At 64.3% G+C, this 20,432-nt stretch carries 18 protein-coding genes; 3 read left to right on the top strand and 15 right to left on the bottom strand.

Features of this window, described 5'->3' with window-relative positions:
• Window positions 1–44 precede the first annotated feature (44 nt).
• The 6 genes from E2I15_RS02695 to E2I15_RS02670 all read right to left on the bottom strand — a co-directional run bounded on the left by E2I15_RS02695 (window position 45) and on the right by E2I15_RS02670 (window position 8,325).
• Window positions 45–3,212 (bottom strand): efflux RND transporter permease subunit, encoded by a 3,168-nt coding sequence (locus tag E2I15_RS02695; protein WP_137479904.1) that lies wholly within the window; start codon window positions 3,210–3,212, stop codon window positions 45–47.
• On the bottom strand, window positions 3,209–4,666 hold the full coding sequence (locus E2I15_RS02690) for an efflux RND transporter periplasmic adaptor subunit (RefSeq protein ID WP_137479905.1): 1,458 nt from the start codon (window positions 4,664–4,666) through the stop codon (window positions 3,209–3,211). Before E2I15_RS02690 ends, E2I15_RS02695 begins: the two co-directional genes overlap by 4 nt.
• The gene (locus E2I15_RS02685) at window positions 4,663–5,064 is read right to left on the bottom strand and encodes a FixH family protein (RefSeq protein ID WP_137479906.1); all 402 of its coding nucleotides are present in this window, start codon (window positions 5,062–5,064) and stop codon (window positions 4,663–4,665) included. The genes E2I15_RS02690 and E2I15_RS02685 overlap by 4 nt, the downstream gene beginning before the upstream one ends.
• Window positions 5,065–5,164: 100 nt before the next feature.
• A complete protein-coding gene (locus E2I15_RS02680; protein ID WP_137479907.1) occupies window positions 5,165–5,593 on the bottom strand; it encodes a hypothetical protein in 429 nt (142 codons plus the stop codon).
• Window positions 5,594–5,682: 89 nt separating this feature from the next.
• Window positions 5,683–7,860, bottom strand: a complete 2,178-nt coding sequence (locus E2I15_RS02675; protein WP_137479908.1) for a xanthine dehydrogenase family protein molybdopterin-binding subunit — start codon at window positions 7,858–7,860, stop codon at window positions 5,683–5,685.
• Window positions 7,861–7,863: 3 nt separating this feature from the next.
• Window positions 7,864–8,325, bottom strand: a complete 462-nt coding sequence (locus E2I15_RS02670) for a (2Fe-2S)-binding protein (RefSeq protein WP_137479909.1) — start codon at window positions 8,323–8,325, stop codon at window positions 7,864–7,866.
• Window positions 8,326–8,527: 202 nt separating this feature from the next.
• On the opposite strand from E2I15_RS02670, the gene E2I15_RS02665 reads away from it, so the two are divergent.
• Window positions 8,528–9,391 carry a LysR substrate-binding domain-containing protein gene (locus tag E2I15_RS02665; RefSeq protein WP_246668175.1) on the top strand — a complete coding sequence of 288 codons (864 nt, stop codon included), beginning with the start codon at window positions 8,528–8,530 and terminating at the stop codon, window positions 9,389–9,391.
• A 43-nt stretch (window positions 9,392–9,434) separates the two neighbouring features.
• Here E2I15_RS02665 and E2I15_RS02660 read toward each other — a convergent pair whose 3' ends face one another.
• The 8 genes from E2I15_RS02660 to coxB form a co-directional block, all read right to left on the bottom strand.
• Entirely contained in the window at window positions 9,435–9,872 is a 438-nt protein-coding gene (locus E2I15_RS02660) for a DUF5658 family protein (RefSeq protein ID WP_137479911.1), read from the bottom strand.
• Window positions 9,873–10,022: 150 nt separating this feature from the next.
• Complete coding sequence (locus tag E2I15_RS38620; protein WP_167350399.1) at window positions 10,023–10,187, bottom strand: hypothetical protein; 165 nt, start codon at window positions 10,185–10,187, stop codon at window positions 10,023–10,025.
• 420 nt (window positions 10,188–10,607) lie between these two features.
• Window positions 10,608–11,516: a heme o synthase gene (locus E2I15_RS02655; protein WP_137479912.1), complete on the bottom strand. Its 909-nt coding sequence runs from the start codon at window positions 11,514–11,516 to the stop codon at window positions 10,608–10,610.
• A gap of 139 nt (window positions 11,517–11,655) precedes the next feature.
• Window positions 11,656–12,063, bottom strand: a complete 408-nt coding sequence (locus E2I15_RS02650) for a cytochrome C oxidase subunit IV family protein (protein WP_137479913.1) — start codon at window positions 12,061–12,063, stop codon at window positions 11,656–11,658.
• Window positions 12,064–12,071: 8 nt separating this feature from the next.
• Window positions 12,072–12,794 (bottom strand): heme-copper oxidase subunit III family protein, encoded by a 723-nt coding sequence (locus tag E2I15_RS02645; protein ID WP_057019651.1) that lies wholly within the window; start codon window positions 12,792–12,794, stop codon window positions 12,072–12,074.
• Window positions 12,795–12,808: 14 nt separating this feature from the next.
• Window positions 12,809–13,513, bottom strand: a complete 705-nt coding sequence (locus tag E2I15_RS02640) for a cytochrome c oxidase subunit 3 (protein ID WP_137479914.1) — start codon at window positions 13,511–13,513, stop codon at window positions 12,809–12,811.
• On the bottom strand, window positions 13,510–15,285 hold the full coding sequence (gene ctaD / locus E2I15_RS02635; RefSeq protein WP_137479915.1) for a cytochrome c oxidase subunit I: 1,776 nt from the start codon (window positions 15,283–15,285) through the stop codon (window positions 13,510–13,512). Before ctaD ends, E2I15_RS02640 begins: the two co-directional genes overlap by 4 nt.
• Before the next feature lie 71 nt (window positions 15,286–15,356).
• On the bottom strand, window positions 15,357–16,190 hold the full coding sequence (gene coxB, locus E2I15_RS02630) for a cytochrome c oxidase subunit II (RefSeq protein ID WP_137479916.1): 834 nt from the start codon (window positions 16,188–16,190) through the stop codon (window positions 15,357–15,359).
• A gap of 543 nt (window positions 16,191–16,733) precedes the next feature.
• Between coxB and E2I15_RS02625 the strand changes: the two genes are divergently transcribed.
• On the top strand, window positions 16,734–17,630 hold the full coding sequence (locus E2I15_RS02625; protein WP_069275742.1) for a DUF2189 domain-containing protein: 897 nt from the start codon (window positions 16,734–16,736) through the stop codon (window positions 17,628–17,630).
• Between the two features lie 177 nt (window positions 17,631–17,807).
• Here the strand turns inward: E2I15_RS02625 and E2I15_RS02620 are convergent, their stop codons facing one another.
• A complete protein-coding gene (locus tag E2I15_RS02620; protein ID WP_137479917.1) occupies window positions 17,808–19,409 on the bottom strand; it encodes a S10 family peptidase in 1,602 nt (533 codons plus the stop codon).
• A 162-nt stretch (window positions 19,410–19,571) separates the two neighbouring features.
• Between E2I15_RS02620 and E2I15_RS02615 the strand changes: the two genes are divergently transcribed.
• Window positions 19,572–20,351, top strand: coding sequence for an NAD kinase (locus tag E2I15_RS02615; RefSeq protein WP_016843906.1), 780 nt, complete (start codon window positions 19,572–19,574; stop codon window positions 20,349–20,351).
• Window positions 20,352–20,432 lie beyond the last annotated feature (81 nt).

The raw sequence follows: 20,432 nt of genomic DNA, 5'->3' as shown, positions 1-20,432 counted from the left end.
TCATTCAATCCGGTTTGAATCCGCGAACCTGCGTCATGGTCGCGTCACAACCGCGCCTGCTTGCGCACCGCGACCGCAGGGATATCTCGCTCCGATACTGCCGCGCGAAGCCCAAAGCCCTTCACGACGGCGAAGATCGCGGGAATCACGATCAATGTCAGCAGTGTCGACGAGATCATGCCGCCGATCATGGGCACCGCGATGCGCTGCATGATCTCCGAGCCGGTGCCGGTGCTCCACATGATCGGCAACAGCCCGGCCATGATGGCGACCACCGTCATCATCTTCGGCCGGACCCGCTCGACCGCACCCGCGATGATCGCGCGATTGAGATCGTCACGATCGATCGTGCCCCCCTCGGCAGCGCGACGCGCCGTGATCTCGCCCAGCGCCTGGTTGAGATACATCAGCATCACGACGCCGGTCTCGGCGGCGACGCCGGCGAGCGCGATGAAGCCGACCGCGACCGCAACCGACAGGTTGAAGCCGAGCGCCCACATCAGCCAGAGGCCGCCGACCAGCGCGAACGGCAGCGACAGCATCACGATCATGGTCTCCGCCACCGAGCGGAAGTTGAGGTAGAGCAGCAGGAAGATGATCGACAGCGTCACCGGCACCACGATCCTGAGCCGCGCGGCGGCGCGCTCGAGATATTCGTACTGCCCGCTCCAGACCACGTAGGTGCCAGGGGGAAACTGCACGTCGGCCTGCACCGCGCGCTGCGCGTCCGCGACATAGCCGCCGAGGTCGCGATCGCGGATGTCGACATAGATGTAGGTCGCGAGTTGCCCGTTCTCGGTCCGGATCGTGGTCGGCCCGCGCGCAGGCGCGATGTCGGCGACCTCGCCGAGCGGCACCGCCCCGCCCGCCGGCATCGGCACCAGGATGTCGCTGGCGATCGCGCCCGGATTGTCGCGCAGGTCGCGCGGATAGCGCATGTTGACGGTGAAGCGCTGGCGCCCCTCGACCGTCGTGGTCACGCTCTGGCCGCCGAGCGCGGTCGCGATGGTATCCTGCACGTCCTGCACCGCGATGCCGTAGCGCGACAACGCCTCACGGTTCGGCGTGATCTCGAGATAGTAGCCGCCGAGGCTGCGCTCGGCATAGGCCGACGAGGTGCCGGGCACGCCCCGCACGACCTGCTCGACCTGGCGCGCGAGCTTGTCGATCACGGCAAGATCGGGACCGATCACCTTGACGCCGACCGGCGTCCTGATCCCGGTCGACAGCATGTCGATGCGCGCCTTGATCGGCATGGTCCAGGCGTTGGAGACGCCGGGAAATTGCAGCGCCTTGTCCATCTCGCCGATCAGGCGGTCGAGCGTGAGGCCGGCGCGCCATTGCTGTTTCGGCTTCAGATTGATGACGATTTCGAACATTTCCGACGGTGCCGGATCGGTTGCGGTCGCGGCGCGGCCGGCCTTGCCGTAGACCGAGGCGACTTCCGGAAAGCCGCGGATGATTCGGTCCTGCATTTGCAACAGCTCGGCCGCCTTGGTCACCGAAATCCCCGGCAGCGTGGTCGGCATATAAAGCAGCGTGCCCTCATTGAGGTCAGGCATGAACTCGGTGCCGAGTTGCCGGGCCGGCCAGATCGAGACGGCGACGGTACCGAGCGCGAGCAGGATCACCAGCATCTTGGCCCGCAACACACCGTTGATGACCGGACGGTAGATCCAGATCAGAAAGCGATTGATCGGATTTCTGTGCTCGGGGACGATCTTGCCGCGGACGAAGATCACCATCAGCGCCGGCACCAGCGTCACCGACAACAGCGCTGCCGCCGCCATCGCAAACGTCTTGGTGAAGGCGAGCGGCGAGAACAGCCGCCCCTCCTGCGACTCCAGCGTGAAGATCGGCATGAAGGACACGGTGATGATGAGCAGGCTGAAGAACAGCGCCGGCCCCACCTCCGCCGCAGCCTGGATCAGGATCGCGACCCGCGACCGCCCGGGCTCCGCCCGCTCCAGGTGCTTGTGCGCGTTCTCGATCATCACGATCGCCGCGTCGATCATGGCGCCGATCGCGATCGCGATGCCGCCGAGGCTCATGATGTTGGAGCCGATACCGAGCAGCTTCATCGCGCCGAACGCCATCAAGACGCCGACCGGCAGCATCAGGATCGCGACCAGCGCGCTGCGGACATGCAGCAGGAACACGATGCAGACCAGGGCGACTACCACGCTCTCCTCGAGCAACGTCCGCTTCAATGTGTCGATCGCCGCATAGATCAGGTTGGAGCGGTCATAGACCGGCACGATCTCGACCGATTTCGGCAGGCTGGTCGCGATCTCCCTGAAACGCTTCTTGACGTTCTCGATCACGTCGAGCGCGTTGACGCCGAAGCGTTGCAGCACGATGCCGCTCGCGACCTCGCCCTCACCGTTCAGTTCAGCGATGCCGCGCCGCTCGTCGGGGCCGAGCTCGACGCGGGCGACGTCGCGCAGCAGCACCGGCGTGCCGCCATCGGTCTTCAGCACGATGTTGCCGAGATCGTTGATGTCCTTCAGATAGCCTTTGCCGCGGATGACATATTCGAACTCGGACAGCTCGACGGTGCGGCCGCCGACGTCGGCGTTGCTGGCGCGGATGGCATCGCGCATCCGCTGCATGGTGATGCCGCGATCGCGCATCCGCTGCGGGTCGAGGATCACGTTGTACTGCTTGACGAAGCCGCCGACGCCGGCGACCTCGGCGACGCCCTCCGCCCTGGCCAGCGCGAACTTCAGGTTCCAGTCCTGGATCGTGCGGGTGTCCGCAAGGTTCAGCTCTTTCGACATCACGGCATATTGGTAGACCCAGCCCACCCCGGTGGCGTCGGGTCCAATGGTCGGTGAAACGCCGGCCGGCAGCCGCGACGCCGCGCCGTTGAGGAATTCGAGCACCCGCGAGCGCGCCCAGTAGATGTCTGTGCCGTCCTCGAAGATGACATAAACAAAAGACACGCCGAAGAACGAGAAGCCGCGCACGACCTTCGACTTCGGCACCGTCAGCATCGCCGTGGTCAGGGGATAGGTGACCTGGTCCTCGATCACCTGCGGCGCCTGGCCGGGATACTCCGTGTAGACGATGACCTGGGTGTCGGAGAGATCGGGAATCGCATCGAGCGGCAGATGCAGCAGCGCGTAAAGGCCCGCGGCCGCCGCGAAGCCGGTGCCGAACAGCACCAGCAGCAGGTTGCGCGCCGACCAGGCGATGATGCGGGCAATCATCGGCGGTCCCCCGTCTTGTCGCCCTCACCCGTCTGCGCAGCACCGGCCTCGGCAAAGCCCTTGATCGCCGCTTTCAGATTGCTCTCGGCGTCGATCAGGAAGGTGGCTGAGGTCACCACCGCATCGCCCTCGGCGAGGCCGTCGCGGATTTCGACATAGCCCTCGCCGCGCCGCCCGAGCTTGACCTCGCGCGGCTCGAACCGTCCGTTGCCGCGGTCGATCAGCACGCTCTGGCGGCTTCCAGTGTCGAGGATGGAATTATCAGCCACGGTAAGTACCGGTGCCGCGCCGCCGGTGTCGATCTCGGAGTCGACATACATGTCCGGCAGCAGTGCGAGGTCGGCGTTCTGCAATTCGATCCGCACCCGCGCTGTGCGTGTCTCCTTGTTGACCTGCGGATAGATCACGCTGATCTGGCCCGCGAAGCTGCGGCCGGGATAGCTGCGTGCCCGCACCGTGACCTTTTGCCTGACCACGATGTTACCGAGATCGCGCTCGGCGACATCGACCAGTGCCCACACGACAGAGACGTCGGCAATCCGAAACAGCACGTCGCCGGGCTGGGCGCGCATGCCCTCGATCGCGGCGCGCTGCAGCACGATGCCGTCGCGCGGCGACAGCCACTGGATCGCGATCGGGACCGTCCGGCTCTTCTCCATCTCGGCGATGACGGGTTCGGGAACGTCGAGATTGGTCAGCCGCTGCTTGGAGCCGCGTCCGTAGGGCTCGATACTCGCGGTCGCCTTCGACGTGATGGTCGCGACATATTCGGCCGCGGCGGACGATATTGCCGGGCTGTAGATCTCCATCAACGGCTGGCCTTTTGTCACCCGGCTGCCGGTCGTGACGTCGGCGATTTTCTGCACATAGCTCTCGGCCCGCATCGCGATGACGGAGACGCGACGCTCGTCGAGTTGGATCGTGCCGGGGGCACGGACCAGCGTGCGGATGCGGCGCATCTGCGCGGCCTCGGACTTGACGCCGCTGCGCTGGATCCTGCCGGGCGACAGCGTGATCGAACCGTCGTCGCTGTCATCGCCGTCATAGACGGCGATGTAATCCATCCCCATGGAATCCTTCTTCGGCACCGGCGAGGTGTCGGGAAGTCCCATCGGATTGCGATAATATTTCACCTTGCGCTCGCCTTTCGCGGCGGGCGCGCTCACCTCTGCCGATCGCCCGGGCTCGCCGGCAGCGGCCTCGTCATCCGCAAACACCGGCAGATAGTCGCGCCCGTCAGGCGTCTTCTTCGGTGTCGCCGAATAGAGCGACTTGCCCTCGGGATCGCGGTAGTAGATCGGTGCAGCAGTCTCCGCCGCCCGCGCGGCGGAGACGATGGCAGCGGTCACCGGCCGCGGCGGCAGGTCGCGGCCGATCCATGCGGCGCCTGCCGCTGCGGCGATCGCAGCGGCGGCGCCGGCCCATGTTAAGGGGCCGATTGCGCGGCGGCTCATTGCTCGGCCGTGACGACGAGCTTGCTCTCGACCGCGCCGGTCTCGCCCTGCACCTTGGCGCCGAGCGACAATTGCCAGCGGCCGGCCATGCCGAAGGTCGCCTTGAACCGGTAGGTGCCGGGTTCGGTGCCCGGCATCGGCGTCACCTTGGTGGCCATCTCCTGCATGCCGTCGGGCGCCATGTCGAGCCGGGTCGAGAAGATGACCGCGTCGGGCACGGCTCTCCCGCTGGTCTTGTCGACCAGCCGCACCGTGACGATGCGATCGGCACCCGCCTTGACCGTCGGCTGCACCAGCTGGAATTCGTAGTTCTTGATCTCGGCGTGGGCAGCCATGCCCGTTACGGCAACGCCGATCAGTGCGGCGGCAGCGGCGCGCGCCAGGTGGACAGACTTCATGGTAAAGATCCTCGATAGGTCTGATGAACCGCGCGAGCGGCATGCAAAGGCACGCGCGCCGTCAGGCGCACGCGTCAGCGATCAGGCGCTTGAGCGCCCGTCAGACGTGGGTTCGAGGCGGATGGTCGGGAGGTCTGGCGCCAAGGCCGTCAAGCAGACGGTCGTCACGGGCGGCGATCCGGCTCCGCAGCGGCTCGCGCTCGACCAGCGACGCTGTGCCGGCGGGCACCGGTAACGAAACGCTCAGCATGCAGAGCGCGAGGAACGGACAGTCCTCGCAGCCCTTGCTTTTGCTCTGGTCCGGACAGCACGGCATGTCGTCGGCCATCTCCTGCCCGGACATGATCCCGTCGGACTCGGCCTGATGCGACATGGCCTGTCGAGACATGGCGTGATCGGACATCGCCTGCATCGCAGCGGCCGATGCATCCGGCATCATCCGGGCAAATGCCGGCGCCACGGGCGCGAGCAACAGCCCGGCCGCGACGAGCAGCAGAATCCAGAGATTGGCGAGCCGCCTCAAATGCATGCCCGCTTCTCGCACGGATCTGTGCACGGCGCAAATCCGTCCGGCTTCACGATCGCGCCAGCACCCCGGCTGACATTCTCACCCGCGGCTTACGTCTGCTTCAACACCGCCGGATCGACCGGCATCTTGCGCAGCCGCTTGCCGGTCGCCGCGAAGATCGCGTTGCTGATCGCCGGCACGATGCCCGAGGTTCCGGTCTCGCCCATGCCGCCGGGCGGCTCGGTGCTCGGGACGATATGGACCTCGATCGCCGGCGCCTGATCGATGCGCAGCATCTGGTAACTGTCGAAATTGCCCTGCTCGACGCGGCCGTCCTTGAGCGTGATCTCGCCGTAGAGCGCCGCCGTGACGCCGAAATTGATGCCGCTCTGCAGTTGCGCCTGCACCGTGTCGGGATTGACCACGGTGCCGCAATCCATCGCGCAGACGACGCGGTGGACGCGGACCGAACCGTCCCTGGCGACCTCGACCTCGGCAACCTGGGCGAGGTAGCTGCCGAACACGAATTGCAGGGACACGCCGCGGCCGCGCCCGGCCGGCAGTTTGCCGCCCCAGCCGGCCTTGGCCGCCGCGAGCTCGAGCGCCGCCTTGGCACGCGGCGACTTGCCGAGCAGCGCGCGGCGATAATCGAGCGGATCCTGCTTCGCGGCCGCCGCCAGCTCGTCGATCATGCTTTCGGTGACGAACACGTTGTGCGAGGGGCCGACGCTGCGCCAGAACGCTGTCGGAATGCCCGGCGGTTCGACCCGGACATATTCGACGTGGAAGTTGGGGATGTCGTAGACGAGATCGATCGCCCCTTCCGTCGTGTCGGGATCGAGACCATTGCGGAACGCCGGCGGCGCCCATCGCGCCAGCACCGACGAGCCGGCGAAGCGGTTGTTCCAGGCGACCGGCTTGCCGGACGCATCGAGGCCGACCGCAATCCGGTCGCACCAGTACGGCCGGTACATGTCGTGCTGGATGTCCTCCTCGCGGGTCCACACCACCTTGACCGGCGTGTCGACCTGCTTTGCGATCTGCACGGCGCGAATGACGCCGTCGACCTCGAGCCTGCGGCCGAAGCCGCCGCCGAGCAGATGATTGTGCACCACCACCTTCTCCGGCGGCAGGTCAAGCATCTTGGCGGCCACTGCCTGCACGCGCGAGAGCGCCTGGTTGCCGACCCAGATCTCGCAGCCGTCGGCGCGAACATGCACCGTACAGTTCATCGGCTCCATCGTGGCATGGGCGAGGAACGGCAGCTGATAGGTCGCCTCGACTTTCGTCGCCGCGCCCGTCATCGCCTTGTCGGCGTCGCCGATATTCTGCGCGACCGCGCCCGGCTTCGTGGTGGCGGCTTCGAGCTCGCGCGCGATATCCGATGTGGCGAGCTTGGCGTGGACCCCCTCGTCCCATTCGATCGTGAGCGCCGCGAGACCCTTCTTCGCCGCCCCCATGTGGTCGGCCACCACCGCGACGGCGTCGTCGAGCGTCACGATCTGGCGCACGCCCTTGACGGCTTTTGCCGCTGCATCATCGACGCGCTTCACCCGCCCGCCGAACACCGGCGACTGCGCCAGGGTCGCGACCTTCACCCCGGGCGGCCGGGCGTCGATGCCGTAGACCGTCGTGCCGTTGATCTTGGAGGGCGTATCGAGCCGCTTGGCCGGCGTGCCGATCAGCTTGAACTCGGACGGGCTCTTCAGCGTGACATTCTCCGGCACCGGCATCTGCGCCGCGTCAGTCGCCAGTTCGCCGTAACCCAGCTTGCGTCCCGAGGCCGCGTGATGCACCTCGCCGTTCTCGGCGCGGCATGTCCCCGGCTCGACGTTCCAGCGCTTCGCCGCGGCCGCGACCAGCATCGCCTTCGCAGTGGCGCCGGCTTTCCGCATCGGCTGCCAGGCACCGCGCATTGCGTTCGAATTGCCGGTGGCCTGCACGCCGAGCAGCGGATTGGCGTAGAGCTTGTCGCTCGGCGGCGCGTGTTCGAGCCGGACCTGCGTCAGGCCGATCTCGAGCTCCTCGGCGATCAGCATCGGGATCGAGGTATAGGTGCCCTGCCCCATCTCGACATAGGGCATGGTCAGCACGACCTTGCCGTCGCCGCCGATCCGGACGAAGGCGTTCGGCGCGAAGCCATCGGCGGTCGCCGCCTCGCTCTCGCGGCTCGCGAACGGCAGGCTCACGCTGAGCAGCAGGCCGCCGCCCGCGATCGCGCCGGCACGGAGGAAGTTGCGCCGCGACAGATCGGCGGCGCGCTCGGACAGATTGTCGATCAGCGTCATGACTCAACCTCCCGACTGCGCAGCTTGCTTGATCGCTTCGCGAATGCGGACATAGGTGCCGCAGCGGCAGATGTTGCCCGACATCGCGTCGTCGATATCGGCATCGGTCGGCTTCGGCTTGCTCGCGAGCAGCGCGGAAGCCGACATGATCTGCCCGGACTGGCAGTAGCCGCATTGCGGCACCTCGTGCGCGAGCCAGGCGTCCTGGATCTTCTTGCCCGCCGGCGTTTTGCCGACCGCCTCGATGGTCGTGATCTTGGAGTCGCCAATGCTGTCGATCGTCGTGATGCAGGAGCGCACGGCGCTGTCATCGAGATGCACCGTGCAGGCGCCGCACAGCGCCATGCCGCAGCCGAACTTGGTGCCGGTCATGCCCAGCACGTCGCGTAGCACCCAGAGCAGCGGCGTGTCGCCATCGGCATCGACCTGATAACTGGTCCCATTGATCGTGATCTGGAAAGGCATCCTGACACTCCTGTCCTGGTTCGAGGCCCCGCGCGGTCCGCGCCCCTCCGGGCGCGACCGGCCACATTCCAAAGCAAATCGCACGGATCATCGCGCCGATTGCTCACTTATGGTAATAAGTACAGTTCCAACGCCCTATAAGCGGTGCTTTGATCTGCAGTGAAATAACTATCAGTTTATAATCATGGATCGACTGACCAGCATGTCCGTGTTCGCCCGCGTCGCCGATCTGGGCTCCTTCACCGCGGCGGCCAAGGAGCTGCGGATGTCGCCGACCATGATCGGCAAGCATATCCGTTTTCTCGAGGACCGGCTCGGCTCGCAATTGATCAACCGGTCGACCCGGCGGCAAGGCCTCACCGAGCTCGGCCGCAGCTATCTCGATCACTGCAGGCAATTGCTGGAACAGGCCGAGGCCGGCGATGCGCTGGTCGAGGAGGCCCTGAGCGCGCCGCGCGGCAAGCTCCGGGTCGCGACCTCGGTCGCCTTCGGATCGTACAGCCTGGCGCCCGCGCTGGTCCGCTTCATGAAGAAATATCCGGAAGTCTCGGTCGACCTCATCCTCAGCGACAGGATGGTCGACCTGCTCGAGGAAGGGCTGGACGCGGCGATCCGGGTCGGCACCCTGACCGATTCCACCATGATGTCGCGCTCGCTGTCGCCCTATACCGGCGTGGTGTGCGCCGCGCCGAGTTATCTCGCCGAACGCGGCACGCCGACCCATCCGGCGGATCTCGCCCGCCATGAATGCCTGCGCTACCCCGGCTGGTCGGACGGGCAACGATGGACCTTCTCCGGGCCGGAGGGCGAAGTGCATGTCGACGTCGCGAGCCGCCTCTTCATCAACAGCGCGTTCGGCATCCGCTATGCGGCGCTGGCGGGCGCCGGCATCGTGCTGATGCGCGACGAGCTGCTTGCCGACGATATCGCCGCGGGACGGCTGCAGGTCCTGCTGCCGAACTACACGACGCGAGCCCGCGCGCGCCAGATCCTGTGGCCGAAGCACCGCAAGATGACGCCGAAGCTCCGCGCCCTGATCGACTTCATCGTGGAGACGTATGGGTGAGCCGGATCGATCCTTCGGTTCACGGTCGAAACGTGAATCGAGGTTAGTTCGTGCCTGCGATGATGAGAAGATTATTGAGTACCGGCGTGGCGCAAAACGCCGCCACAATAGCGATATTGTAAGGGTTGTTGCTGCGCCAAAGCAGCCACATCATGAAATAGGTCAAACCGAGCTTCGGGATAAGCCACCAGGGGCCGAGCCACGTCTGGGCGACATGCATGAACGGGTTCAACTCGCCGAGGCCGAGATTCAGGATCGTGTTGGTGGTGTAGAGATCGGCGATGCCAAGAAGCAGGACGGACAGCACGAGGAGCGTCTTGGCCAGGTAACGCGGCCCCAGAATAATCTCGTAGGCAAATGCGGCGCCCTCGGGAACGTTCTGCTTGAACCACGACTGCGCGGCGTCATTGGTCGCGAAGATTTTCAGATGATCCGGCTCGCCAACGGGCTTGCTTGTGTCGGTATAGACCCAGACTTTCATTCGATTGCTCAAATCACTCTTTTCAAATCACAAAAAAGTATCATCTGCCGAGATGGTCATCTCGGGAGACCAAGGTAGCTCTGCCGTCGCCGTAAGGATGATTCCGGAGAGTGGCGTTGCGTTGGCCTCGAGGTGCCGCTTCAGGGCGGTTCAATCGTTGCGGCGCTTCAGGTCCAAGCGTCCGATGCGTTCATCAATCAGTCGATTTAGTTTCTCGTCCCGCAGTGAATTCTTCCTAAACAGCCCGCCATGCAGCCGATAGGCAAGAAGGAGCAGGACAATAGCAGTGCCCCCGAGATAGTAGGACCAGTCCATTCTTGAACCGCGCCTCGCTGCAGCGATGGACGGAGCTTAGGGCCTGCCTGTCCTACTTGTCCAACGCTATCCTGTGCGCCGCATCTTGTCCGCGCCCGAATGGATTGGCCTGATTTATGCTTGGATGTGGCCACATACGGAGGACGCGCGATGAGGCGGGACCTTTTGGTGATTTGCGGCGGAATGCTGGCCACCGGCGCTATCGCCTGGATCTTGTTGGGCAACCCGGCGAGCGTGCCACGTATGCACGGGCTCCAGACGATGTCTGCCGATCAAGACGACCAAGACCTGAGACGCGTCTCCCAGCGAAGTCCGTATATGCGAGACGAGCGCTAGGGCCGTCCCCAGCGGGTGCCCCGCGAAATTCAATCACTGAGTTGTCCGACGGCGCAAGGCGGCTGTCGATTCGCATGCGTCCGGTCAGTGGGACTGAGCATAGGGTGCAGCATTCATCAGCAGCGCCCCGAAAAGCAGGACCAGGTAGAGCATCGAAAACACGAACAGGCGACGAGCGGGCCGCCTTTCCTTGTCGTGGCTTCGGCGTACCTGCCATGCGAGAAAAATCATGATCGCTCCCAGCGTCGCCGCAGCCGCGCCGTAGACGGCTCCCGCAAACCCCAGTGCACAAGGCAGCAGTGAGGTCGAAACCAGAAGCGCGCTGTAGAGAAGGATCTGGCGCTTTGTTTCGGTCTTGCCGGCCACGACCGGCAACATCGGCACTCCGGCGCGGGCATACTCTCCAGCAAGATTGAGCGACAGTGCCCAGAAGTGGGGTGGCGTCCAAAGGAAGATGATCAGGAACAGGATGAGCGGCTCGAGCCCGACATATCCTGTGACCGCGACCCAGCCGATCACCGGAGGGAGTGCACCAGCGGCACCACCAATGACGATATTCTGCGGGGTTCGGCGTTTGAGCCACATCGTGTAGACGACAACGTAGAAGAAGATTGTAAAGGCAAGCAGCGCAGCAGCGGCCATGTTCAGCAAGGTGCCGAGGGCGAGAACGGCGCACGTGCCGAGCATCAATCCGAAGACCAATGCTTCCGGGCGCGATACGCGGCCGCTGGGAATTGGACGGATGGCGGTACGTGCCATCACCGCATCGATGTCGGCGTCGTACCACATATTGAGCGCGCCTGCAGCGCCGGCGCCCGCAGCGATGCAAACAAGAGCAGCGAACCCGATGAAGGGATCGATGCCGCCCGGTGCGACCATGAGACCGACCAGTGCGGTAAAGACGACCAGCGACATCACGCGCGGTTTCGTCAGTGCGACGTAGTCTCCGATGTTGGCATAGCTCCGGCGACGAATTGAACGATTGATTTGCACGAGATTAATTCCTCGTCAGTTCGAAAAGCCATCGGTTGAAGGCCCTCTTCGCAGGGTGCCGGACGATGCGGCGAGGCCTCCGCCTTCAGGATGTCTTGCCTCGTCCAGCACGACCCATGTGGTCATGGCCGCCCCATTTCTAGCTTGCTGGCGCAAAGAACATGACCCGAAGCAGGTGCGTATAGTCGGATTCGAACACCATGATCCCTACAAAAACCAGCACCAGCACTGGCGGCAACAGGATGGCATAGGCCAATGCCAACCGCTCCCAGGCCATGTGCATGAACACGGCGACGATCAGGCCGGCCTTCAGCACCATGAACAGCAGGATGAGCGACCATCGCAGGTGGCCATGGATACCAAAATAGTCGACGAGGTAGGAGCAGGTGCTGAGCACGAACAGCCATCCCCAGACCACCAGATAGAGCTTGATCGGGTGCTGCTGGCCCTCTGCATGCGTGGCGCCTGATGCCACCGCACCATGCACATAGGTGTGTAGCGCGTGCTGTGCTGCCTGCCCTTCCACATGTACCGCTGCTTCTGTCATGCGCGACCTCACCAGAGATAAAAGAAGGCAAAGATGAACACCCAGACCAGATCGACGAAATGCCAGTACAGGCCCATGATTTCGACGATCTCGTAATAGCCCTTGCGGCTCGTGAAAAAGCCGCGCCGCTCGACGTCGAAGTCTCCCCGCCAAACCTTTCGCGCGATGGCTATCAGGAAGATCACACCGATGGTCACGTGGGTGCCGTGGAAGCCGGTGATCATGAAGAAGCTAGCGCCAAATTGCGGTGCGCCCCACGGGTTGCCCCAGGGTCGCACGCCCTCCATGATCAACTTGGTCCATTCGAAGGCCTGCATTCCGACGAACGTCGCGCCAAATGCCGCGGTGGCCAGCATCAAGGCTGCGGTTTTGACGCGATCCCGGCGGTAACCGAAGTTGACGGCCATCGCCATCGTCCCGCTGCTGCTGATCAGGATGAAGGTCATGATCGCGATCAGGATCAGCGGGATGTGCTGGCCGCCGATATTGAGCGCGAAGACTTCGCTGGGGTTGGGCCACGGCACGGTCGTCGACATTCGCGCCGTCATGTACGACAGCAGGAAGCAGCTGAAGATGAAGGTGTCGCTCAGAAGGAAGATCCACATCATGGCCTTCCCCCACGACACGTTCTTGAACGCGCGTTGGTCCGAGGCCCAGTCGGCGGCGATGCCGCGCAATCCGGGTATCGTTCCGGGCAGCGCCTTGGGGGTTGCGAGTGTGGTTTCGGTCATCGCGTCCTGCCTCGCTAGGTGAGCAACTGGCGACAGATGTCGACGAAATTGTCGGTCCAGCCCGTCAGCAGACCGAGCAGGACCAGCCAGACCAGCAACAGGAAATGCCAGTAGATGGCACAAAGCTCGACGCTCAGGCGCATCTGCGTCATCGGCGCGCCGCGCCACAGTCTTACGGTCGCCCTGCCGAGCGCCACCAGGCCGCCGGTCACGTGCAGCCCGTGGAGCGCGGTGATCAGATAGAAGAAGGAATTGGCCGGATTCGACGCCATGACATAGCCGGCGATGTTGAGCTGCTGCCACACCACGAGCTGCCCGATCAGGAACATCACGGCCGATGCACCGCCGACCAAGAGGCCCGCGATCAAGCCCTCATGGTCGTCGTGGCGCGCGGCCATCAGCGCCCATTGCAGCGCCACGCTGCTGATGACGAGGACGCCGGTGTTGAACCACACCAGCCTCGGCAGCGGCAGCTCGCGCCAGTCCACCATGGTGGTGCGCATCGAGTAGGCGCTGATCAGCAGCGCGAACAGCGAGCCGACCACCGCGAGAAAAACACCGAGGCCGATCTTCGCCGCCGGCACCGAAGAGCCGCGATCGCCGCGAAGATCGACGGCAATGCCCTGCTCCAGCCACGGCTTGGCGGCCAGCCGTTGCTGCGAGAGCCACCATCCCGCGATCGCTGCAATCGTAGCAATGAACAGGACGATGGCACTCACGGATGGGCCCCCTGGGCCAGCACCTTGGCCGGCGGTTCATTCTGCGGGATGAAGTCCCTGGCGGCACCGGGCACGCTGTAATCGTAGGCCCAGCGATAGACGACGGGGAGCTCCTTGCCCCAGTTGCCGTGGCCCGGCGGGGTCTCCGGCGTCTGCCATTCCAGCGAGGTGGCACCCCAGGGATTGCCGCCCGCCTCCCTTCCCTTGAGCAGGCTCCAGACCAGATTGAACAGGAAGACGAGCTGGGCGAAGCCGACAATCAGCGCCGCCACGCTCATGAACGCGTTGAGGTCATGGGCGGAGGCCGGGACGAAGGAGGTCTCGCCGATGTCGTGATAGCGGCGCGGCATCCCCAGCAGGCCGAGATAGTGCATCGGGAAGAACACCGCATAGGCGCCGATGAACGTCACCCAGAAGTGGAAGCGTCCGAGCGCATCATTGAGCATCCGCCCGGTGACCTTCGGATACCAGTGATAGATCCCGCCGAACACGGCCATGATCGGGGCAATCCCCATCACCATGTGGAAGTGCGCGACCACGAACATCGTATCGGACAGCGGAACGTCGACGACAACGTTGCCGAGGAACAGCCCGGTCAGGCCGCCATTGACGAAGGTGACGATGAAGCCGAGCGCAAACAGCATCGGCACCGTGAGATGGATGTCGCCGCGCCAAAGGGTCAGCACCCAGTTGTAGACCTTGATCGCGGTCGGGATCGCGATGATGAGCGTCGTGGTCGCGAAGAAGAACCCGAAATACGGGTGCATGCCGCTGACATACATGTGGTGCGCCCACACGACGAAGCTCAGCGCCCCGATCGCCACGATCGCCCAGACCATCATGCGATAGCCGAAGATGTTCTTGCGCGCGTGCGTGCTGATCAGATCCGAGATGATGCCGAACGCCGGCAGCGCGACGATGTAGACTTCGGGGTGGCCGAAGAACCAGAACAAATGCTGGAACAGGATCGGACTGCCGCCGCCATACTTGGTCAGCTGGCCCATCTCGACCAGTGTCGGCATGAAGAAGCTGGTTCCAAGGAGGCGGTCCAGCAGCAGCATCACCGAGGCCACGAACAGCGCCGGGAACGCCAGCAGCGCCATGACAGTCGCGGTGAAGATGCCCCACACCGTCAGCGGCATGCGCATCAAGGTCATGCCGCGCGTCCGCGCCTGCAGCACCGTCACTACATAATTGAGCCCGCCCATCGTGAAGCCGATGATGAACAGGATAAGCGAGGCCAGCATGAGAACGATGCCCCAGTCCTGTCCGGGGGTACCGGACAGAATCGCCTGGGGTGGATAAAGCGTCCAGCCGGCGCCGGTCGGCCCGCCCGGCACGAAGAACGTCGCGGCCAGCACCAGCACGGCGAGCAGGTAGACCCAATAGCTCAGCATGTTCACGTAGGGGAAGACCATGTCCCGCGCGCCGACCATCAGCGGGATGAGGTAGTTGCCGAAGCCGCCGAGAAACAGCGCCGTGAGCAAATAGATCACCATGATCATGCCGTGCATGGTGATGAACTGAAGGTACTGATTGGCATCGATAAAGGAGAATGTGCCGGGAAATCCCAGTTGCAGCCGCATCATCCACGACAGCACCAGCGCAACCATTCCGATCGACATCGCCGTGATCGAGTACTGGACGGCGATCACCTTGGCGTCTTGCGAAAAGACGTACCTCGTCCACCAGCTGTGCGGATGATAGAGCTCGACCTCACCCACTTCGGCGGGCGGGATGCCTGCGACCTGATCAAACGGGATATCGACCATCGGAATACCCTCCCTGGTCTTCCGCTCAGCGACGAGTTCACGTCATATCCGGCCGATCCTCGTCGGCATGTTCATTCGCTGCCAGTCTTGTACGCCGCCTTCGCGACGTTGCGCTGGCCGGACAAGGCGGCGAACGTGTGCTGCTTGTCCAGCCACGCGTGATATTCCTTCTCTTCTTCGACGACGACCTTGCTGCGCATCTGTGCGTGCGCGGCACCGCACAGCTCCGCGCAGAGGACGTCGAAGGTTCCGGTCCGGGTCGGCGTGAGCCAGTAGTAGGTCACCGAGCCGGGGATCATATCCATCTTCGCCCGGAACTCGGGCACGTAGAAATCATGCAGGACGTCGATCGAGCGGAGCAGCACCTTCACCGGCTTCCCGACCGGCAGATGCAGATCCTCGTTTTGCACGACGATGTCGTCCTGCCCGTTCGGATCATTGGGATTCAACCCGAGTGGATTGTCGGAGCTGATCAGGCGTGCGTCTGACGTGCCGAGCCGGCCGTCCTTTCCCGGAAGCCGATAACTCCACATCCACTGTTGTCCAACGACCTCGACGTCGGTCGCGTCGTCGGGAACGGTGACGAACTGGTGCCAGACGACGAGGCCGGGCGCCAGCATGGCGACGACGCCGATCGCGGTGCCGATGCTGAGCCACCATTCGAGCTTCTTGTTCTCGGGATTGTAGTGGGCGCGCCGTCCCTCGGTGTGGTGAAAGCGCAGGACGCAATAGGCCATGAACGCGATCACCGCGCAGAACACCGCTCCGGTGATCCAGAATGTCAGGTTGATCGTGTGGTCGATATAGCTCCAGTTCGAGGCAATCGGGGTCCACCACCAGGGGCTGTAGAGGTGAAACAGCACCGAGGCGACGGCAACCAGGAGCAGTAAGATCGCTACAGCCATCCCTCCTCCTTGCCATCGAAGGCTGCGGAGACGAACGAAAGGGCGGAGCTCACGTCAGAGGGATGGTCTTGCGTTCACCATCACCGTGGCTTTTGCCTCGCCCCATTCTGCCGGTCGCGACGCTGGGACATGACAAAAACTCAACGTCACGGCCGCAACCTCATCGGAGCTGGGGGCGCCAATCATCAACATGGTACCCATCGAGCCGGACGTCAATAGAGGAGTAATGCCCGCCGCTGTCCGGCGCGTGTTGGCGGGAATGCATTGGAGGCCGCGAACACTGATCGGCCCTCCCCCATCGCATGGTGCATCGCAAGACATCGTTTGTGCAGCTGCACAATTCTCCCGACCGCATTCGCCACCTTGCTTCTGCCGCGCATCGGACTAGTTTTACCGGACCGGTTGCGACGGATGTCGTCCGGCAAGCTCCTTCTGGTTGAATCTGATTTGCCGGACTCAGTCGCGATTTTCGCGCATGAGGCGGATGTGCGTGTGTTGATGGCGCTCCGTTCCCCTGCGGCCACAAGCAAGGAGACCGGAACCATGACCACGGTGTTCGCACGACCCAAGCTGCAATTGTTTGGCGTCTCTACCGCCTTCGTCGTTCGCAAGATCAGCCTTTCCGACCTGGGCGACGCGCTGCGCCTCGGCTGGGAAGACTTCAAGGCCATCCCGACCCACGCAATCGTCCTGTGCGTGATGTATCCCGTGCTCGGACTTGTCCTGTTCAGACTTGTGCTTGGCTATTCGGTGCTGCCGCTGCTGTTTCCGCTCGCCGCCGGCTTCGCCCTGATCGGTCCTTTCGCCGGACTAGGACTCTACGAACTGAGCCGACGCCGCGAACGCGGAGAGGAGCCAGGAGCCTGGGATGCAATGCAGGTGCTGCGCGCGCCGTCGTTCGGCGCCATGTTCGAACTTGGCGTTCTCCTGTTCGTTCTGTTCGGGGTCTGGATCGCCACCGCGGACGCGATCTACATCATGACGTTCGGCTATGCGCCGGCTGCGAGCATCCCTGATTTCGCAAAGCGCGTGTTGACGACGCCCGAAGGCTGGTCGCTGATCATCGTCGGATGCGGCGTCGGCTTCCTTTTCGCCCTGGTTGCCCTGTGCGTCAGCGTCGTCTCATTTCCACTGATGCTCGACCGTCATGCGACAGCGATTGACGCGATCCGCACGTCGATACGGGCCGTGATGATGAATCCAATTGAGATGGCCGCGTGGGGATTGATCGTTGCGGTATTGCTGGCCGTGGGCTCACTGCCATTCTTCGTCGGCCTCTGCGTCGTTCTGCCGGTGCTTGGTCACGCGACCTGGCATCTTTACCGGAAGGTGGTCGAGCCTGATCGGAATCCTGTGCAAGAAGAGCCCCGCCCGCCGATCGGTCACCGCTACGCGGCCGATTTCCCGGCCTCCCTCTTCCCGTGGAGCCGTGAGCGCTAGTGTTAGCGCCGCGAACTTGACCGCTAGAGCTCGGACAAATCAGGTCGCGAGAATGCGGTCGTATGACTCACAGACCGTGCAAACACATTCGATCTCGTCCCCGCTTCGCATGCTTTCGCAGGGACGACGGCCATGGGCGGGCGCGGGTGACGTTGTCCGACCCGCTATGTCCCCCCCTCACCTCATCAGCGCCTCGACCTCCTTACGGAAGGCCTGGCGCGAGCCGTCGCGGGAGTAGAACATGTGGCCGCCGGGATAGACCGCGAGCCTGGTGCGGCCCGGACCCGCGAAGGCCGGCAACTGGTCGAGGATGATCTTCGAGGCGAAGTACGGGGTGGCGAGATCGAACAGGCCGTGGCCGATCAGGAGTTTCAGTTTGGGATCGAGCGCCAGCGCCTGGCGAAGCTGCGTCACCGATTCCGCGGGACTGATGCCGTGACCGAACTCCCAGGCCTTGTTCACGCTCTCGCTGAGCAGATGATAGGAGCCGTCCGGCCGCCAGTTCAGCTTGCGCGTGGTGAGGTCGACGGCGGCGCTGGTCAAGGGCGCCATCAGGGGATCGCCGGACGGATCGTTGAAGCGGAAGTAGCTGGAATCCGGATAGGGATCGAAACCCTCGATCGAGGCATCGTAGCGGCCGGTCACCTTGCCGTTCTTGCGATCGAACTCGCGGCGGAATTCGCCGATGTCGAAGCGGCCGGCGAGCCTGCGGCTCACCGCCTGATCGATCCCGGTCAGGCTTGCGACCTTGTCGGCGAGCCGCGCGGTGGCCTCCGTGTCGGCCTGCCCCTTGACGAGGTCGAGCAGGAAATCGCCGCGTGCGTAGCTCTCGACGTCGGCGAGATCCTCGCGCGTCACCGGGCCCTTCGCCTGTCGCGCGACCGCCGCCATGGTCGGCAGGCTTGCGACATATTGCATGAGGCTGGAGCCGGTATATTCGCGGAAATCGAGCACCGGCGAGATCAGCACCAGGCCACGGACGCCGACGCCCTGCTGCATCTGCAGATTGCGCACCACCTTGGGCCCGCGAATGCCGCCATAGCTTTCGCCGACGAGATATTTCGGCGAAGTCAGCCGGTCGTATTTCTCCAGCCAGCGACGGATCACCAGCGCGACCGAATTGGCGTCGCCGTCGACGGTGAAGAAGCGCTTGCGCGCATCCTCCGACGTCGTGACGAAACGGCTGTAGCCGGTGCCGACAGGATCGATGAAGACGAGATCGGTGAAATCGAGCCAGGTGTCGGCATTGGCCTGCAGCTCGGGCGCGGCCGAGGACACTGCGCCGTCGAACGGCAGCCGCCACGGCCCGACATTGCCGAATTGCAGCCAGGCCGACGCGGAGCCCGGACCGCCGTTGAACAGGAAGGTCACCGGCCGGTTCGCCTTTTCGGCACCGTCGAGCTGGTAGGACGTATAGGCGATGTCGGCGAGCGGCTCGCCCTTGTCGTCGAACACGCGGATCGACCCCGCGGTCGCGCTGAAGTCAAGTGTGCGGTTCGGCAGCGCGACCGATTGCCTGGTCGTGGAGTCCGGCGGCAGGCGGTGCTGCTCGGCGGTCGAGCCGCTGGCCGCAGCGTTGGCGCCGGAGCCGGCCTCGCCGCCGCGTCCTGCCCGCCCCTTCTGACCGCTCGGGTTCTGGCCAGCTGGGTTCTGGACGCTTGGGGCCTGCGCGCTCGGCGACGGCGATGGCTGCGGGGTCTCGTCGTCGGCCCGCGCCGCGGTCGCAAGGCAGGCCACCAGCAACGCCGCGGCGAGCCGTGTCGCAACACTGTTAGCCATACCATTCACTCCCTGCGCCCCGATTTACGCAATCCAGCGGCAAACTACGCTAGTTTGGCGGCGTCGGCGTGGCATGCGGTCCGTTCCCGGACCATCTCGACAAGGCCGCCCGGGATGTATAGACGAGCGCGGCGTGTTCCGTGCCAAACGAGTTCGTGAGCGATGGCCAGCTCCAAGCGGTATGACAAGATCGCCTTCGTCGCCAGCGCCAGCGCGGAAGCGCAGTCGGCGCTCGAGCAGCTGACGGAAATGTACGGCAATCATCCACCCGCCGATGCCGACGTCGTGGTCGCGCTCGGCGGCGACGGTTTGATGCTGCAGACGCTGCACGCCAACATGCGCAGCGGCAAGCCGATCTACGGCATGCATCGCGGCACTGTCGGCTTCCTGATGAACGAATATTCGACGCATGATCTGCGCACCCGGTTGGCCGCCGCGCGGGAGTCGCTGATCAATCCGCTGCTGATGCGCGCCACCGACATCCACGGCGCCGTGCATCTGCATCACGCCATCAACGAGGTCGCGCTGTTCCGGCAGACCTACCAGGTCGCCAAGCTGCGCATCCTGATCGACGAGCACGAGCGGATGCCCGAGCTGATGGCCGACGGCATCCTGGTGGCGACGCCGGCCGGATCGACCGCCTACAACCTCTCCGCCCAGGGGCCGATCCTGCCGATCAACGCGGCGCTGTTGGCGCTGACCCCGATCAGCGCGTTCCGGCCGCGGCGCTGGCGCGGCGCGCTGCTGCCGAATTCCGCCTTCGTGGTGATCGAGGTGATCGAGGGCGAGAAGCGCCCGGTCGCCGCGGTCGCCGACCATGACGAGGTCCGCGACGTCCGCCGGGTCGAGGTGCTGTCCGACAAGACGATCGCGATGCGGATGCTGTTCGACCCCGGCCACTCGCTGGAAGAACGCATCCTGCGCGAGCAGTTCGGCTACTGACGACGGCTCCCCTTGCTCCCCCCCGCCCGGCAACCAATCATTAACCCCGGGCGGGATATGGTTAACGTCGGGTAATACCGC

This window comes from Bradyrhizobium sp. BR2003 (assembly GCF_009720285.1).
Lineage (GTDB): Bacteria > Pseudomonadota > Alphaproteobacteria > Rhizobiales > Xanthobacteraceae > Bradyrhizobium > Bradyrhizobium elkanii.
Note: the sequence above shows the minus strand (reverse complement) of the source record. Positions and strands in the feature narration are given on the sequence as shown.